The sequence below is a fragment of the Phaeobacter italicus genome (assembly GCF_019801785.1).
In the GTDB taxonomy this organism is placed as follows: domain Bacteria; phylum Pseudomonadota; class Alphaproteobacteria; order Rhodobacterales; family Rhodobacteraceae; genus Phaeobacter; species Phaeobacter italicus.
In genome coordinates this window covers 379,631-393,590 of sequence record NZ_JAHVIJ010000001.1, presented here as the reverse complement: position 1 = coordinate 393,590, position 13,960 = coordinate 379,631, and the positions used below count along the sequence as shown (strand labels likewise).

General features: G+C 59.6%; 15 protein-coding genes. 6 read left to right on the top strand and 9 right to left on the bottom strand.

Annotated elements, in window-relative coordinates:
* Positions 1 to 22: 22 nt before the first annotated feature.
* The 3 genes from KUV39_RS01885 to KUV39_RS01875 all read right to left on the bottom strand — a co-directional run bounded on the left by KUV39_RS01885 (position 23) and on the right by KUV39_RS01875 (position 2,528).
* Positions 23 to 1,357 carry an NAD(P)-dependent oxidoreductase gene (locus tag KUV39_RS01885; RefSeq protein ID WP_046210122.1) on the bottom strand — a complete coding sequence of 445 codons (1,335 nt, stop codon included), beginning with the start codon at positions 1,355 to 1,357 and terminating at the stop codon, positions 23 to 25.
* 332 nt (positions 1,358 to 1,689) lie between these two features.
* Positions 1,690 to 2,085 (bottom strand): RidA family protein, encoded by a 396-nt coding sequence (locus KUV39_RS01880; RefSeq protein WP_222458774.1) that lies wholly within the window; start codon positions 2,083 to 2,085, stop codon positions 1,690 to 1,692.
* A gap of 179 nt (positions 2,086 to 2,264) precedes the next feature.
* Positions 2,265 to 2,528, bottom strand: a complete 264-nt coding sequence (locus KUV39_RS01875; RefSeq protein WP_008561160.1) for a DUF2312 domain-containing protein — start codon at positions 2,526 to 2,528, stop codon at positions 2,265 to 2,267.
* A gap of 189 nt (positions 2,529 to 2,717) precedes the next feature.
* Here KUV39_RS01875 and KUV39_RS01870 point away from each other — a divergent pair, with 189 nt between their 5' ends.
* Positions 2,718 to 2,939 (top strand): hypothetical protein, encoded by a 222-nt coding sequence (locus tag KUV39_RS01870; protein ID WP_008560727.1) that lies wholly within the window; start codon positions 2,718 to 2,720, stop codon positions 2,937 to 2,939.
* A 111-nt stretch (positions 2,940 to 3,050) separates the two neighbouring features.
* Here the strand turns inward: KUV39_RS01870 and KUV39_RS01865 are convergent, their stop codons facing one another.
* A complete protein-coding gene (locus KUV39_RS01865; protein WP_008559120.1) occupies positions 3,051 to 3,272 on the bottom strand; it encodes a hypothetical protein in 222 nt (73 codons plus the stop codon).
* 326 nt (positions 3,273 to 3,598) lie between these two features.
* Here KUV39_RS01865 and KUV39_RS01860 point away from each other — a divergent pair, with 326 nt between their 5' ends.
* The 4 genes from KUV39_RS01860 (at position 3,599) to KUV39_RS01845 (ending at position 5,874) form a co-directional block, all read left to right on the top strand.
* Complete coding sequence (locus KUV39_RS01860; protein ID WP_222458773.1) at positions 3,599 to 4,462, top strand: MBL fold metallo-hydrolase; 864 nt, start codon at positions 3,599 to 3,601, stop codon at positions 4,460 to 4,462.
* A gap of 101 nt (positions 4,463 to 4,563) precedes the next feature.
* Positions 4,564 to 4,992: a YeeE/YedE family protein gene (locus KUV39_RS01855; protein WP_222458772.1), complete on the top strand. Its 429-nt coding sequence runs from the start codon at positions 4,564 to 4,566 to the stop codon at positions 4,990 to 4,992.
* Complete coding sequence (locus KUV39_RS01850) at positions 4,992 to 5,423, top strand: DUF6691 family protein (protein WP_008562422.1); 432 nt, start codon at positions 4,992 to 4,994, stop codon at positions 5,421 to 5,423. Before KUV39_RS01855 ends, KUV39_RS01850 begins: the two co-directional genes overlap by 1 nt.
* A 10-nt stretch (positions 5,424 to 5,433) precedes the next feature.
* Positions 5,434 to 5,874 (top strand): protein tyrosine phosphatase family protein, encoded by a 441-nt coding sequence (locus KUV39_RS01845; RefSeq protein WP_046210119.1) that lies wholly within the window; start codon positions 5,434 to 5,436, stop codon positions 5,872 to 5,874.
* Between the two features lie 110 nt (positions 5,875 to 5,984).
* Here the strand turns inward: KUV39_RS01845 and KUV39_RS01840 are convergent, their stop codons facing one another.
* The 5 genes from KUV39_RS01840 to KUV39_RS01820 all read right to left on the bottom strand — a co-directional run bounded on the left by KUV39_RS01840 (position 5,985) and on the right by KUV39_RS01820 (position 12,243).
* Positions 5,985 to 7,295 carry a FliM/FliN family flagellar motor C-terminal domain-containing protein gene (locus tag KUV39_RS01840; protein WP_222458771.1) on the bottom strand — a complete coding sequence of 437 codons (1,311 nt, stop codon included), beginning with the start codon at positions 7,293 to 7,295 and terminating at the stop codon, positions 5,985 to 5,987.
* 82 nt (positions 7,296 to 7,377) lie between these two features.
* Positions 7,378 to 10,056 (bottom strand): ATP-binding protein, encoded by a 2,679-nt coding sequence (locus KUV39_RS01835; RefSeq protein WP_222458770.1) that lies wholly within the window; start codon positions 10,054 to 10,056, stop codon positions 7,378 to 7,380.
* Positions 10,056 to 10,391 carry a hypothetical protein gene (locus tag KUV39_RS01830; RefSeq protein ID WP_037302457.1) on the bottom strand — a complete coding sequence of 112 codons (336 nt, stop codon included), beginning with the start codon at positions 10,389 to 10,391 and terminating at the stop codon, positions 10,056 to 10,058. The genes KUV39_RS01835 and KUV39_RS01830 overlap by 1 nt, the downstream gene beginning before the upstream one ends.
* A complete protein-coding gene (locus tag KUV39_RS01825) occupies positions 10,388 to 10,831 on the bottom strand; it encodes a response regulator transcription factor (RefSeq protein ID WP_046210117.1) in 444 nt (147 codons plus the stop codon). The genes KUV39_RS01830 and KUV39_RS01825 overlap by 4 nt, the downstream gene beginning before the upstream one ends.
* 98 nt (positions 10,832 to 10,929) lie before the next feature.
* Positions 10,930 to 12,243 carry an XRE family transcriptional regulator gene (locus KUV39_RS01820; protein WP_222458769.1) on the bottom strand — a complete coding sequence of 438 codons (1,314 nt, stop codon included), beginning with the start codon at positions 12,241 to 12,243 and terminating at the stop codon, positions 10,930 to 10,932.
* 232 nt (positions 12,244 to 12,475) lie between these two features.
* Between KUV39_RS01820 and KUV39_RS01815 the strand changes: the two genes are divergently transcribed.
* On the top strand, positions 12,476 to 13,822 hold the full coding sequence (locus KUV39_RS01815) for a substrate-binding protein (RefSeq protein ID WP_008562839.1): 1,347 nt from the start codon (positions 12,476 to 12,478) through the stop codon (positions 13,820 to 13,822).
* The last annotated feature ends 138 nt before the right edge of the window (positions 13,823 to 13,960 follow it).

The following is a 13,960-nucleotide window of genomic DNA, read 5'->3' as shown; positions in this document are numbered from 1 at the left end:
CCAATCCGGCCCCGCGGCTGGCTTAGCCCATCAGGCTGGCGTGGATATCCATGGCCGCGTCACGGCCCTCGGCTACGGCGGTCACTGTGAGGTCTTCTCCGCCTGATGCGCAGTCGCCCCCGGCCCAGACACCCTCGACTGAGGTCCGGCCATTTTCGTCGACCTTGATCTTGCGCCCTTCAAGCGCCAGCGCATCCGGTTGCCCCTCAAGGGTCTGACCAATCGCCTTGTAGACCTGATCCGCTGCAATCCGCACGGTCTCGCCGGTTCCGGTCAACGTGCCGCCTTCGCTGCGGGTGTATTCCAGCTCGATTTCCGCACAAGCGCCGTTTCCGTGGATTGCAACCGGCTGGACGTTGAACATCAGCTTGACGCCCTTGGTCGCTGCAAGATCCTGTTCAAACCGGCTCGCGCCCATGGCGTCACGGCCCCGGCGATATGCGATGGTCACATTCTCTGAGCCAAGAAGCTTGGACTGAACCGCCGCGTCAACAGCCGTCATCCCACCGCCGATGACCACGACATTGCGCCCGACAGCGAGGTTGGTGAGGTCATCCGCCTGACGCAGTTCCGCGATAAAGTCGACTGCATCACGCACACCGTCCTTGTCCTCGCCATCGGCGCGCAGGGCATTCACCCCGGCCAGACCGATCGACAGGAAAACAGCGTCATAGTCCGCCTTCAGCGCATCAAGGCTCAGCTCAGCGCCAAGTTTCTTGCCGTACTCCATGGTGATGCCACCGATCTGCAGAAGCCAGTCGACCTCTTTCGCGGCGAAATCGTTGGTCGATTTATAGGCAGCGATCCCGAACTCATTCAGGCCGCCTGCCTTGGATTTTGCGTCATAGACCACAACATCATGGCCCAACATCGCCAGCCGGTGCGCCGCTGACAGGCCCGCTGGCCCAGCACCGACAATGGCGACTTTCTTGCCGGTCGCTTCTGCGCGGCTGAAAGGGTGTACACCCTTTTCCATCAGCGTATCCGTCGCATAGCGCTGAAGTCGGCCGATTTCGACTGGCTTGCCCTCGGCGGCCTCACGAACGCAGGCCTCCTCGCACAGAGTTTCGGTCGGACAGACCCGCGCGCACATGCCGCCCAGAATATTCTGCTCCAGGATCGTCTTGGCCGCGCTCTCGGGGTGGCCCGCCTGAATTTCACGGATGAACTGCGGAATGTCGATGGATGTCGGACATGCTGTCATACAGGGCGCGTCGTAGCAGAAATAGCAGCGATCCGCCGCCACTGCTGCCTCGTGCGCCTCATACTGTGGGTGCAAGTCACCAAAGTTATCGGCGATCTCCGAGGCGGACAAACGTCCCGCTTCGATGCCGGATGCCTGATGGCTGGTCGCCATTGGGTGTCTCCCTGGATGTGTTTTATTATGGAATCAAGACTGCCACAGTTTGATTTTTTATCAACTGGTAAAATTTTTGAACGGCGAGATTTCTGCCGCGATGCGGCCAGCCAATCAGCGCAAGAAATTGAAACCTATAATAAAAAACGACTTGCTCAGATTATGGGCGGTCAACTGCCACCCGCTGTTTCCGCCCCAAACGCTGTATTTCGCCAGCAGAACAACGTCAGTATTGCTGACCTGAAATCACAAAAAAACCGCCCCACCACCCGCTCTACGCAGGCAGTGAAGGACGGTTCGAATGCAGGTTTGTTGAGGGCTCTGACGGCCCGTCAGGCGATCATGGCTGTGGCTTCGATTTCGATCTTGGCGCGGTCTTCCACGAGCCCGGCAACCACGGCCATTGTCATCGCCGGGAAATGATAGCCCATGACAGCGCGATAGGCCGCGCCAACTTCACGTTGGTGGGCCAGATACTCTGCCTTGTCGGTGACATACCACGTCAGCCGAGTGATATCGCTGGCCTCTCCCCCCGCTTCCTTGACCACGGCCAGAATATTCTCGAGCGCCTGGCTCATCTGGCCGATGAAGTCGTCGGTTTCGAATTCCTGATTGGCATTCCAGCCAATCTGCCCGCCGACAAACAGCATGCGCCCCTCGCCGATCATCCCGTTGGCGTAACCTTTGGCCGGTTTCCAGCCATCTGGGTGCACATTCACTGTTGGCATATCGGGCTCCTGTCCTCGGCGCAAAAGCGCGCAATCACTGTTGGGGCAATATCAGCCAGAAACAAAATTACTTCAAGCTTAAAATATACAAACATAAAGAATACAAAAAAGCCCCCTGCCGAGGCAGAGGGCCATTGGGACCGCAGTCATGGAAGCGGTGATCCCGACCAAACGGTCGATCACATACCCAACGCTTCCTTGTACATCTCAAGGACCGCCTCTTCTTCGGCGATGTCGTCCTTGTCACGCTTGCGCAACGCGATCACCTTGCGGATGACTTTGGTGTCGTAGCCACGCGCCTTGGCTTCGGCCATGATCTCTTTTTGCTGATCGGCCAGTTCTTTCTTTTCCGCATCAAGACGCTCGAAGCGTTCGATAAACTGGCGCAGCTCGCCCGCGGTTACACGGTAGCTGTCGCTTTTTTCGTCTTCGGTCATATCCATCGTGGGCTCCGTCAGCATTGGTGGAAAATCAGGTTGGCCTCTCAGATACAATTGCACACCGCCTGCCGCAAGCAGTGATGCGCCGCAGGCGGCGGATGCCCGCAGCCTTGCCCTGCAGCTGACAATCGGATAGGCGCAGACCGAAGGAAAACACCGCCTGCCCCGGCGGATCGATCATCGGAGAACGCGATGTATGAACTTCTGGTTTGGGCTGGTGCAGCCCTTTCTGTTGTCGGCCTGGCAGGTCTGATCTGGAGCGTCGTGCGCGTTGCCAGCGCCAAGCGTCAGAAACTTGCAGACGAAGAGCTGCGCGCAGTGATCCAAGGGGTTCTGCCCTATAATCTCGGCGCGCTGTTTTTGTCGGTTATCGGCCTTATGCTGGTCATGCTCGGGCTGACACTCGGCGCGTAACTTCAGACAAGACAACACGCAGGCGCGCCCCAATCGGCCGACGCCTGCCTGTCATCTCTATCCGGACAATCCACGCTGATTGCACGCCGTCGGGATTAAACGGCGCCGGGATCAAACCGGCATATTGTCGAACATATCTTCCGCGGCTTCCTCGCTCAGCATCTGGTCAAGGCGGACCATTCGCATGGGAACCCGCGCACCACTGGCGCGCAAACGCGACAGCGCCTTGGAAAAATCTGCCCGCAACGACAGCCTGTCCGCCCGATGCGAGCCGAGAATGCGCTGTTCCAGCCCTTCGGCGGCCAACATCAGTGTTTGATCGACTTTGGTCATGTCATCTCCTCCCATTTTCACCAGCGGCAAGGCTGCTTTGTCCTTTGCCGCCCCCGTGACGTGGTCATCAGGCTGGCCTGCCAGCCAACCCCGCGAGACCGGGACAACACCCTCCCGCGTGTCTGCCCTGTGACCCACCATGTCACAGCAGCAGTCTGGCACAATTTCCGCCACGTCACCTTGAGATAAATCAACCCTAACGTGAAACCCGCGGATTTGAAACCGGTGGCGCGCCATTGTGACGATGACCTCAGGAATTTTAACGGTTGGGCTTGTACATATTCATTTTCAGTAATATGTTTTTCCCGTAGCCAGGAGGACCAAACATGACGCCCCTCGTAAAAGCGTTTTTTGATGAGCAGACCAATACCGTCTCCTACGTCGTTCAGGAGCCCCAAGGGCAAGCCTGCGCCATTGTGGATTCCGTGCTTGATTTTGATCACGCAGCAGGCCGGACCGACACCCGGTCCGCGGATGAGATCATCGCCTGGATCACAGAGCAGAACCTGAAGGTTGACTGGATCCTCGAAAGCCACGTGCACGCTGACCACCTGTCTGCGGCGCCCTATCTGCAGGATAAGTTGGGCGGCAAGATCGGGATTGGCGCAAATATCACTGTGGTTCAGGACACCTTTGGCAAAGTGTTCAACGAAGGCACGGAGTTCCAACGTGACGGCAGCCAGTTTGACGCGCTGTTCAAGGACGGTGACAGCTTTCACATCGGTCAGATGCGTGGCGATGTGATGCATACGCCCGGTCACACTCCGGCCTGTCTCACCTATGTGATTGGCGATGCGGCATTTGTCGGCGACACGTTGTTCATGCCCGATTTCGGCACGGCGCGTTGCGATTTTCCCGGTGGCTCCTCCGAGGCGCTGTTCCAGTCGATCCAGAAAATCCTGTCCCTGCCAGATGAGACCCGGATTTTTGTCGGCCACGACTACAAGGCACCGGGGCGTGACGAATTTGCCTGGGAAACCACGGTAGGAGAGCAAAAAGCCCTGAATGTTCACATCGGGCAAGGTCGCCCGGTCGAAGAGTTCGTTGCGATGCGCGATGCGCGGGATGCGACACTGGCCATGCCACGGCTCATTCTGCCCTCGCTGCAGGTAAATATGCGCGCAGGCCAGATGCCCGAACCGGATGCACAGGGCGATGTCTTTCTAAAGGTCCCGATCAACAAAATTTGATCGCAATATCAGCCCCCTGTCCCGTTCTGACTGGCGGGGCAGAACACCCATAGCGCGAGTATCGGTCACAACCGGCGGCTTGCGGGCAAAGGATTATAAATATGGAAACAGACTGGATTTGGGGGCTCATCGGTGGAGGGCTGATTGGCCTTGGCGGTGCCGTCTTTCTACTGGGTAATGGCCGCATCATGGGCGCAAGCGGCATCCTTGGTGGGTTGCTGGACGGCAGCGGCCGCAGCAATACGGCGGAACGGATCGCCTTTATCGCCGGGGTTGTCCTGATCCCGATGATCGCGGTCGTGTTCACCTCGGCGGAGGCACAGACCCATCTGACGCCTAACCTGGCCGTCGTCGTGATCGCAGGCCTGCTTGTGGGTCTTGGCACGCGGATCGCAAACGGCTGCACCTCCGGTCACGGGGTTTGCGGCATCTCGCGCCTGTCCTGGCGCGGCCTGATCGCCACCATCATCTATATTCTCGCAGGCGCCGCGACCCTCGCCGTCCTGCGCCAAGTCTGGAGCCTGATCTGATGCGTCTCGTTCTTTCATTTTCCGCTGGCGGCCTATTCGGGCTGGGCCTGTTTCTGTCCGGCATGACAGACACCCGCAAAGTTCAGGGTTGGCTTGATATCTTTGGCAATTGGGATCCGACACTTGCGTTTGTCATGGGCGGGGCCATCATTCCGATGGCAATCGCCTGGCAACTGACCCGCGGTCGCCGTCCCCTGGTTGGTGGCAGTTTTCCGACACCGCCCCGTCAAGAACTTGACCGCCGCCTTGTTATCGGCTCGGTCCTGTTCGGCATGGGCTGGGGCCTGGCCGGTTTGTGCCCCGGTCCTGCCATGGCGTCGCTCAGCTACGGGGGCACTGGCGGAATTGTGTTCATGATTGCGATGGCAGCAGGCATGATTGCGGCGCCTCCGGTCGTTCAGCGGCTAGACCACACCGCAGCAAAGGCCTAAAAGATACGTCATGGATGCACGCACATTGACCCCCCGCTATGCCGTCTCGCCGCAGATTTCGGTCGAAGACTTGCCGCAAATCGCAGAGGCTGGATTTACCACCGTGATCTGCAATCGTCCTGATGAGGAAGTTCCGCCCAGCCATCAGGCCGAGACAATCGGCGCCGCTGCCAAAGAGCTTGGCCTCAAGTTTGAGGTGCTGCCTCTGACCCATCAGACCATGACACCAGAGAATGTTGGCCGCCAAAAGGAGCTGATTGCGAACTCCGACGGACCGGTCTTTGCCTACTGCGCGTCTGGCACGCGTTGCTCTGTGGTCTGGGCCTTGGGTCAGGCGGGAGAGATGGAGGTCGATGACATCCTGAACACCACATCAAATGCCGGCTACCAGCTGGACGGTCTGCGCCCCACCTTGCACGCAGTTGCGGTGCAAAAGGCCGAAAACGGCTAACGGTCCAGCGGCGAACAACACACGAGCTTTGCCGCGTAAGCCATTGACAAAAAAGCAGGCCAGTTTGGCCTGCTTTTTTCTTGAACCTGTGGCACGTCGCGCCGCTGGTGTCAGGTTCCGGTATTCAAACCTGCGAGTTCCGACACCTCGTCTTCGTTCAGCTCGGCCGAAAAATCCCCAAGCCCGTCGCCCATCGGCAGAGCACCAAGATCCGGCAGATCGCTGCCAAGCGCATCGCCCATTCCATCACCCAGGCCGCCACCCATAGGCAGACCGCCCAGGTCACCGCCTAGGTCGCCACCAAACTCCGCTTCGAAGTCAGCGCCGAGATCGCCAAGATCGCCCATGCCAGCCATGGGCTCGCCAAGGCCGCCGCCAAGATCACCACCGAGCGTATCCATCGGATCCTGCAAACCATCCGCAGCAACCGAGAGATCAAGCATTGGGGCGTCATCTTCAAGCGCGTGGGGCGCCCCGCCCATGTCGGTCGAGAATGCAGTGTCATCTGCAGCGGTTTCGCTCACCAACTTGGTCTTTGGGTCCGTTAGGCGCACCGCGCGCGCACCGTTCATCTGGCCCAATCTGCCCTGAGCGATGACCTGACCACTGATTGCGACCATTTCCGTTTCGTAGAGATAGGCCTGATCCAGCGGCAAGAGATCCCCCTTGGCAAGGGAGGTAAAGGCATTTGCGGGCACACGCATCTTGCATAGAACCGCCTGCAGCTCAGCCCGCATCGCGCCCAGATTGCTGCCAAGCGAGGGACCGGCGTGCTGACTTCCGTTTGCCTTGCCCAGATCCTCCGCTGTGGGTTCCGGCAGGATCAGGGTCATATTCCCCTGCATCGCGCCGCAAGCCAGATCAACAGTCAGATCGATCAGGCGATAGTCTTCTGCCTCCAGCCCAAGCACCAGACTGCGGACGTTTTCGACCTGCGCCCCGAACCGGTAGCCGGAAAAGATCACCTCATCCTTTTGGCCCGACAACATGGACACGACCTTGCCGAAGGTGCGTTCCAGAAAATCCGCAACCATAGCGGCGTCTGTCGGTGTGTAGTGGCGTTCGCTGGGCGCCTTGCCCAGCACCTGTCCCATGGTTTGCTGCTGAATCAGAGCCGTGACCAGCGGTGCATCCAGCGTTGCCGCACCAATGCGTCCGGCAGGTCCATCCAGAACAACAAGGAGGTGTTTGTCAGACAGATGCGCGGCCAGATCCTCTGGTACGCGATTGGCCTGCCGGGCGGCAAGAACGGCAACGGGAAGATCGCACAAATCGGCTGCCGCACGCGCGATAGAGCGGCGCAACGCCTTGAGGGTCAGCGAGCTGGTAAGCGCGCCTTTGCCCTCTTTCGTGGCGGCCAGTTTACGGGCAATTACCCCGCCGCCGCCATGTGCTGCCGTGTCCTTAGCTGTGTCCGACATAGGTTATGAGCCTGCCCCTCTCGCGCCGCATTGCCCTATGTCTAACGCAGAAATGGTTACCAGAAACTTTACAAACCTTCGCTTAGGCAGCAATTTCCCGCCGCAGCGACAGGGACACCCGGAACGCGCCCCCCTCCTGTCCCGCAAGGTAGCCCACATCACCGCCAAGGCGCTGCATGATCTCGCGACAAATCGCAAGTCCGAGCCCCGCCCCGCCAGCCCGTTCCGGGCTAACCCGCGAAAATTTCTCAAAAATTGTGGTCCGGTACTCCGGGGGGATTCCCGCACCATTGTCGATGAAATCAATGAACAGCCAGTCACCGCTCTCTTGCGCGACAATCCGCAACTGCGGCTGTTCTGCAGTGCAGTATTTCTCTGCATTGGCGATCAGATTGATAAAGACCTGAGACAGCCGGTCGAGATCGGTGGAAAGCCTCAGATCGTCCGTTGCGTCATCGCGCAGAACCCGCAGGTCCGCGCTGCCATCCGCCAGCGCAGTCGCCACCGCGTGATCCAGAACATCCCCCAAACGGCCAGCGCTGAAATTCAGCGTCACCTGCCCGTTTTCCAAGACGCTCAGGTCCAGAAGGTCATTCAGCAACCGGGTCAGTCGCAGGGCTTCATCATGGATGATCCCCGCATAGCGCGTGTGGTCTGTCGCGCTCAGATGATCGGCGTCCCGCAGAATTTCAGAGAACGCCCGGATCGAGGTCATGGGCGTGCGCAGTTCATGACTGACCTGACTGAGAAACGCATCCTTCTGCTGTGAGATCTGCGTGAGTTTCTCGTTTGTTTCCTGCAACTTGCGCGCCGTTCTTGACAGCTCTTCGGATTGCATTTCAAGGCGGCTGGAATATTCCAGGATTTGCGCCGTCTCGTCCGCAACTGCCATCAGATCCTGCACGGAGACGGACGATCCGCCAACGATCTGCCCCACCATGGCATGGGCAGCAGCAGCGCCGATAGAGGCGCTCAACTCCCGTTCGAGCCGCTCAAGAAATGCAGGCGTAGGTTCAGGCAAGGGACCGCGACCGCCCTGCCGGGCCAGCTCTGCCTGAAAAAAGCGCTGCGCCTCGCCTGCGCCAAGGATACGCTGGGACATGATCATCAGGTCTTCGGCCTGAGCAACCGAGCCAAGCCAGCCGCGTGGTCCCGAAGAATGTTCAAACACATCAACAAATTGCGCGCCCTGCAGGCGCTCCAGCGGACTGGGAAAGGTGGCCAGGGATCCGATCAGGAAAGCGCCGGTGTTCAGCAGCATCGACCACAGGACCGCATGCACAGTTGCATCAAGGCCCTCGATTCCGAACAACGCATGCGGCTTTAACCAACCAATACCGAACAATCCTTCGGCCAGAATACGGGTCGGCAGAACCCCGCCCCCAAGGGCAGGCAGCAGCATCGTGTACAACCAAACAGCAAAACCAACTGTAAGCCCCGCAAGAGCCCCCGCTCGCGTGGCGCCGCGCCAGAACAAACCGCCAACCAGACTTGGCAACATCTGCGCCACGCCAGCAAAGGCGATCAGGCCAATTGCAGCCAGTGCCGCGCCGCCACCCGATATCGTGTAATACAGATAACCAAGCGCCATGATCCCCGCGATCGACAGGCGGCGCGCCAGCAAGACAACATCGCGCACATCACCGGAGACAGAGGCCCCCACCTCCTGCCAGCGCAACCAGATCGGCATGACGATGTGGTTTGACACCATGGTAGACAGAGCCATCGCTGCGACGATCGCCATCGACGTCGCAGAAGAAAATCCACCGATAAAGGACAAAACCGCAAGCCCCTGCTGCCCTTCGGCCAAGGGCAGCGTCAGCACAAAGAGGTCAGGATTTGATCCCTGCGGCAACAACTCCAGACCGATGGCTGCAATCGGGACCACAAAGATTGAGATCAGCAACAGATAGAGCGGAAACGCCCAAGCCGCGATGCGCAGATGCCGCTCGTCTTCGTTTTCCACGACCATAACCTGAAACATACGCGGCAGGCACACAAAGGCTGCCGCAGACAAAAAGGTGATCGCCGCCCATCGCCCGCCATCGACCTGCCATTGCCCGATGCTGGATGCATCGATCCGCTGCAAGGTCTGCGAAAGCCCCCCCGCGATCCCCCAAACAACAAAGACCCCCACAGCAAGCAGCGACACCAGCTTGACCACCGCTTCAAGCGCAACAGCCGTCACAACCCCGTGGTGGCGTTCATTTGCGTTAAGGTTCCGCGTCCCGAACAGGATGGCGAACACCGCAAGCCCCAGCGCGACCCAGAAAACCGTCTGCGTCTCGTTCACGCTGCGCAGTGGATCCGCCTCTGCAAAAATCGCAAAGGAAAGTGTAATCGATTGTAGCTGCAGGGAAATATAGGGGGTGGTCCCGATCACGGCGAGAATGGTCACACCAATCGCCAAGAGGTTGGATTTGCCATAACGCGCGGACAGGAGATCCGCGATAGAGGTTACTCGCTGGCTGCGACCGATCCGCACCAGTTTGCGCAGGCCCCACCACCAGCCGATCATCACCAATGTTGGGCCCAGATAGATCGTGATATATTCCAGACCCGATCGCGCCGCATATCCAACCGCGCCATAAAACGTCCAGGCGGTGCAATAGATCGACAGGGACAGCGTATAGACCAAAGGAGATCGCAGCCAGCGCGCGCTGTGGCCGCGACTGGCCATACGGTCGGCAAGAAAGGCCACAAGGAACAGCAGGGCCACATAGCCAAGACAGACCACCGCCAGCACATTGAGCGACGCCATCAGTCCCCGCCCCCCTCCTGCGGGCCTTCGTTGACACCGGTCCAATGATCGGCCCATCGCCGCACCGCTAGCCCAAAGACGAAACTGGCGAGGATCAGCATTGCCCAGACGCTCAGAACATAAATCATCGCACGCGACAAAGGCATTCCGCCCATGCTGTCAGGGGCTGGATAAGGGTCTGGTGACGGCCACATCAGGGGAATGGCAAACAACACTGCGCCGACGATGGGCAGGAGCCGGGCAACATCCATGAGCCGTCGGCGGCGATAGGTCTTGCGCGCGACAAATGGCGCGGTGGTTTCACCCTGCCCTTCGGCGCCATCGCCGCGGATCATCCCTGTCCGGCCCGCTCAGCCAGATCCGTCCTCTCCCCTTCGCGCCCACCGGCAGCGGCCCTGTTCAGACCGGCCTGGGCATGCAGGTCACGCACAGCTGTCAGCACCTCTGTGTTCGAAAAGGGCTTGGTCATGAAACGGGTAACTCCCGCCCGCTCGGCCATTTCCCGGTCCTTGAGCTGGCCACGCGCGGTCAGCATCAGCACGGGCAAGCCGGGCAGCTCATCGCTATCTCGTAGCTCTTTGATGATTTCCAGACCGCTTTTGCCGGGAAGCATCAGGTCAAGGATCACCAGATCCGGTTTGGCCGCACGGATCACATCAACCGCATCGGCCCCATCCGCATGGCTGTCAACTTTCCAGCCATCGCGGGTCAGCAGAAACCGGATTGCTTCCGTAATATTCGGCTCGTCTTCGACGAGAACAACATGCCTGCCCATCTTGTTGATTATCCTCCCATACGCCGCAACCCTCCGGAATTCCTTCCGGGCGGCGCCTCCTTCCCTGCAGCCACAGTAGCGCCGGGATTACGCTGCTGTCAAAACCCTTCCTTGAGCAGCGAGGGCTCTCTCCGGGCTGCGCAGGCAGCCATCGGACATATCCGGCAGCTCGCACCCACTGATTGCGCAAGCTCAGACGCCTCCCGCTTGGGGAGAATCAGCATGACAGCGTGATAGAGCGGATCGCGGTCGAAATCCGCGCTCAACCGGGGCCATGAAACGGCGTAGCAGTCAAATCCAACCGAGCTGCGCCCCTGTTGAACGACCTCCCGGTGAATTGGCTGCTGCGGCCGTGAAAGCGCGGTGTACAGCGGCCAAAGCGGACAGGACGCGCCAAAGCGGGGCAATGCAAACCCGGCGACGGGTTTGTGAAACAGGATCGAGCCGGACCCATCGCAGACAACCAGCCCGGCCTCTTGCCCCAGAACCTCTGGCGGCAATGCCCCCAGCCTGCGCAGGACAGTGGGCAGATCGACGCCAAAGGCGCGCGCAATCGCAGACGGGTTGCTGCCATGTTCGCTCAGGACATCGGACAGGGCGGCGAGCGGCAGGGCGCGTGCATCCGCGCAATACTGGCGCAGAGCCTCGCGTGCGATTGTCCGGGCGGCATCTGCGACCAGCGCGCCGCTCTCCTCTATCAAAGTTTGCAACGCAACTTCCTGCGCCGCAGCATCTGGGGTTTCAAGTTCCGCAAAGTGATGCCCCGCCTCGAGAAAGAAGCGTTCAACCTCTTCCTGTGGGACGCCGCGACGGTCAGCGGACGTATTGCCTTCGTCCAGAAAATTCACCAATGCCCGGCTGCTTTCTGCAAGGCGTTGGGAATCTTCATTGAGGTTTTTGTGGAACCGGTCGCGCCACTCGGCCTCCAGTTCGCCGGTTTCCGCCAGGATCGACGCGGTGGAGCGGATCGCGGCCGCAGTGGACAGGACCTCATGAAGGGACGCGGCCAGATGGGGGTCATGCGTCAACCGGTCAGAAAGCGTCTGGACAGTCTGTTCAAGACTGCTGATCCGTTTCTGCGCATGCGCGAGCACCTCTGCCCAGCCGGGAAAACGGCCTGCAAATTCGTCCACCCGATCCAGTTCAGCAACCGGGCGCGACAGCGCAGCGGCGGCTTCGCGTAGGGTCGACAACAATGCAACCTCGGCCCCTTCGGTCAGCATCGAAGGCTCGACCGCCAGAACGCGGGCCAGATCAACCAACAGCTTGCCACCGATTCTGCGGCGGTTGTGTTCGATAAGATTAAGGTAGGAGGCAGAGATATCCACCTGACGCGCCAACTCTGCCTGACGCAAGCCCAGCATCAATCTGCGTTCGCGGATCCGGCTGCCTGTCAATGTGTCCCGTCCCATCGCGGACTGCACTCCCTAAACCACTACGCATCAAGGGGTTTCTGCATCGCAACATAAGTTTATTTACAAAAACACCCGACCTTCTGTTCATTTGTTTACAGAATAAACCAGCATTTCAAGGGTTTTATTGCGCGATTTTACAGGTCGCCCACATACTGGTTTTGCACGAAAACGTGCTGACGCCAGCGGAAGTGAGGAGCTGCTGCCGTCGTTACACACTAGGGAGGATTACATGTCCAAGACTGACGTAAGCCGTCGCGGCCTGCTGAAAACCGGTGCACTTGCCGGTTCCGGCCTGGCGCTGCCGACGATCTTCACAGCGCAAAGCGCACATGCGTATACCAACGAACCCACCGGCAGCAGCGTGACGCTGGGCTTCAACGTGCCCCAGACAGGCCCCTATGCCGACGAAGGCGCAGACGAGCTGCGCGCGTATCAGCTGGCGATCGAACACCTGAACGGTGGCGGCGACGGCGGTATGCTGAACACCTTCAGCTCCAAGGCGCTGCAGGGTAACGGCATCCTGGGCAAAGAGGTGAAATACGTCACCGGCGACACCCAGACCAAATCGGACGCGGCACGCGCATCTGCCAAGTCGATGATCGAAAAAGACGGCGCTGTCATGATCACCGGTGGTTCGTCCTCTGGTGTGGCCGTGGCCGTGCAGGCGCTCTGCCAAGAGGCGGGCGTGATCTTCATGGCGGGCCTGACGCACTCCAACGACACCACTGGTAAAGACAAACGCGCCAATGGCTTCCGTCACTTCTTCAACTCCTACATGTCGGGCGCAGCCCTGGCACCGGTGCTGGCAAACGCGTACGGCAAAGACCGTAAGGCCTATCACCTGACAGCGGACTACAACTGGGGTTACACCACAGAAGAAGCTGTCCGCTCTTCGACCGAGGCGATGGGCTGGGAAACTGTTGCGGCGGTCAAAACCCCGCTGACCCAGACCGACTTCTCGTCCTACATTGCTCCGGTCCTGCAGTCGGGCGCCGATACGCTGATTCTGAACCACTACGGCGGCAACATGGTGAACTCTCTCACCAACGCGGTGCAGTTCGGCCTGCGCGACAAGCAGGTAAACGGCAAGGACTTCCAGATCGTTGTTCCGCTCTACTCCCGCCTGATGGCGAAAGGTGCGGGCGCCAACGTGAAGGGCATCTTTGGTTCCACCAACTGGCACTGGTCGCTGCAAGACGAAGGCTCCAAGGCCTTTGTGCGCTCCTTCGGTACCAAATACGGCTTCCCGCCGAGCCAGGCTGCGCACACCTGCTATGTGCAAACCCTGCTCTATGCTGACGCTGTGCAGCGTGCAGGCTCCTTTGCGCCTTGTGCGGTGGCAGAAGCGCTGGAAGGCTATGAGTTCGACGGTCTGGGCAACGGCAAGACGCTGTATCGCGCCGAAGACCACCAGTGCTTCAAGGACGTGCTGGTTGTGAAGGGTAAAGAAAACCCGACATCCGAGTTCGACCTTCTGGAAATCGTCGAAGTCACCCCGGTTGAGCAGGTCACTTATGCGCCTGATCATCCGCAGTTCTCCGGCGGTGCACTCGGCACCTGCAACAACGGGGCGTAACCCCCGGGCGCCGTCAGGCGCTGCATGAACTGGCGGGCGGCGGGCCCGGTTTGACAGGCCCCCGCCCCACGTTGCCGCTCCCCACAATCTGGCCGCTTCCGGCTTCAATCGCTTTACGCACTCACACTCTCAAAGGGT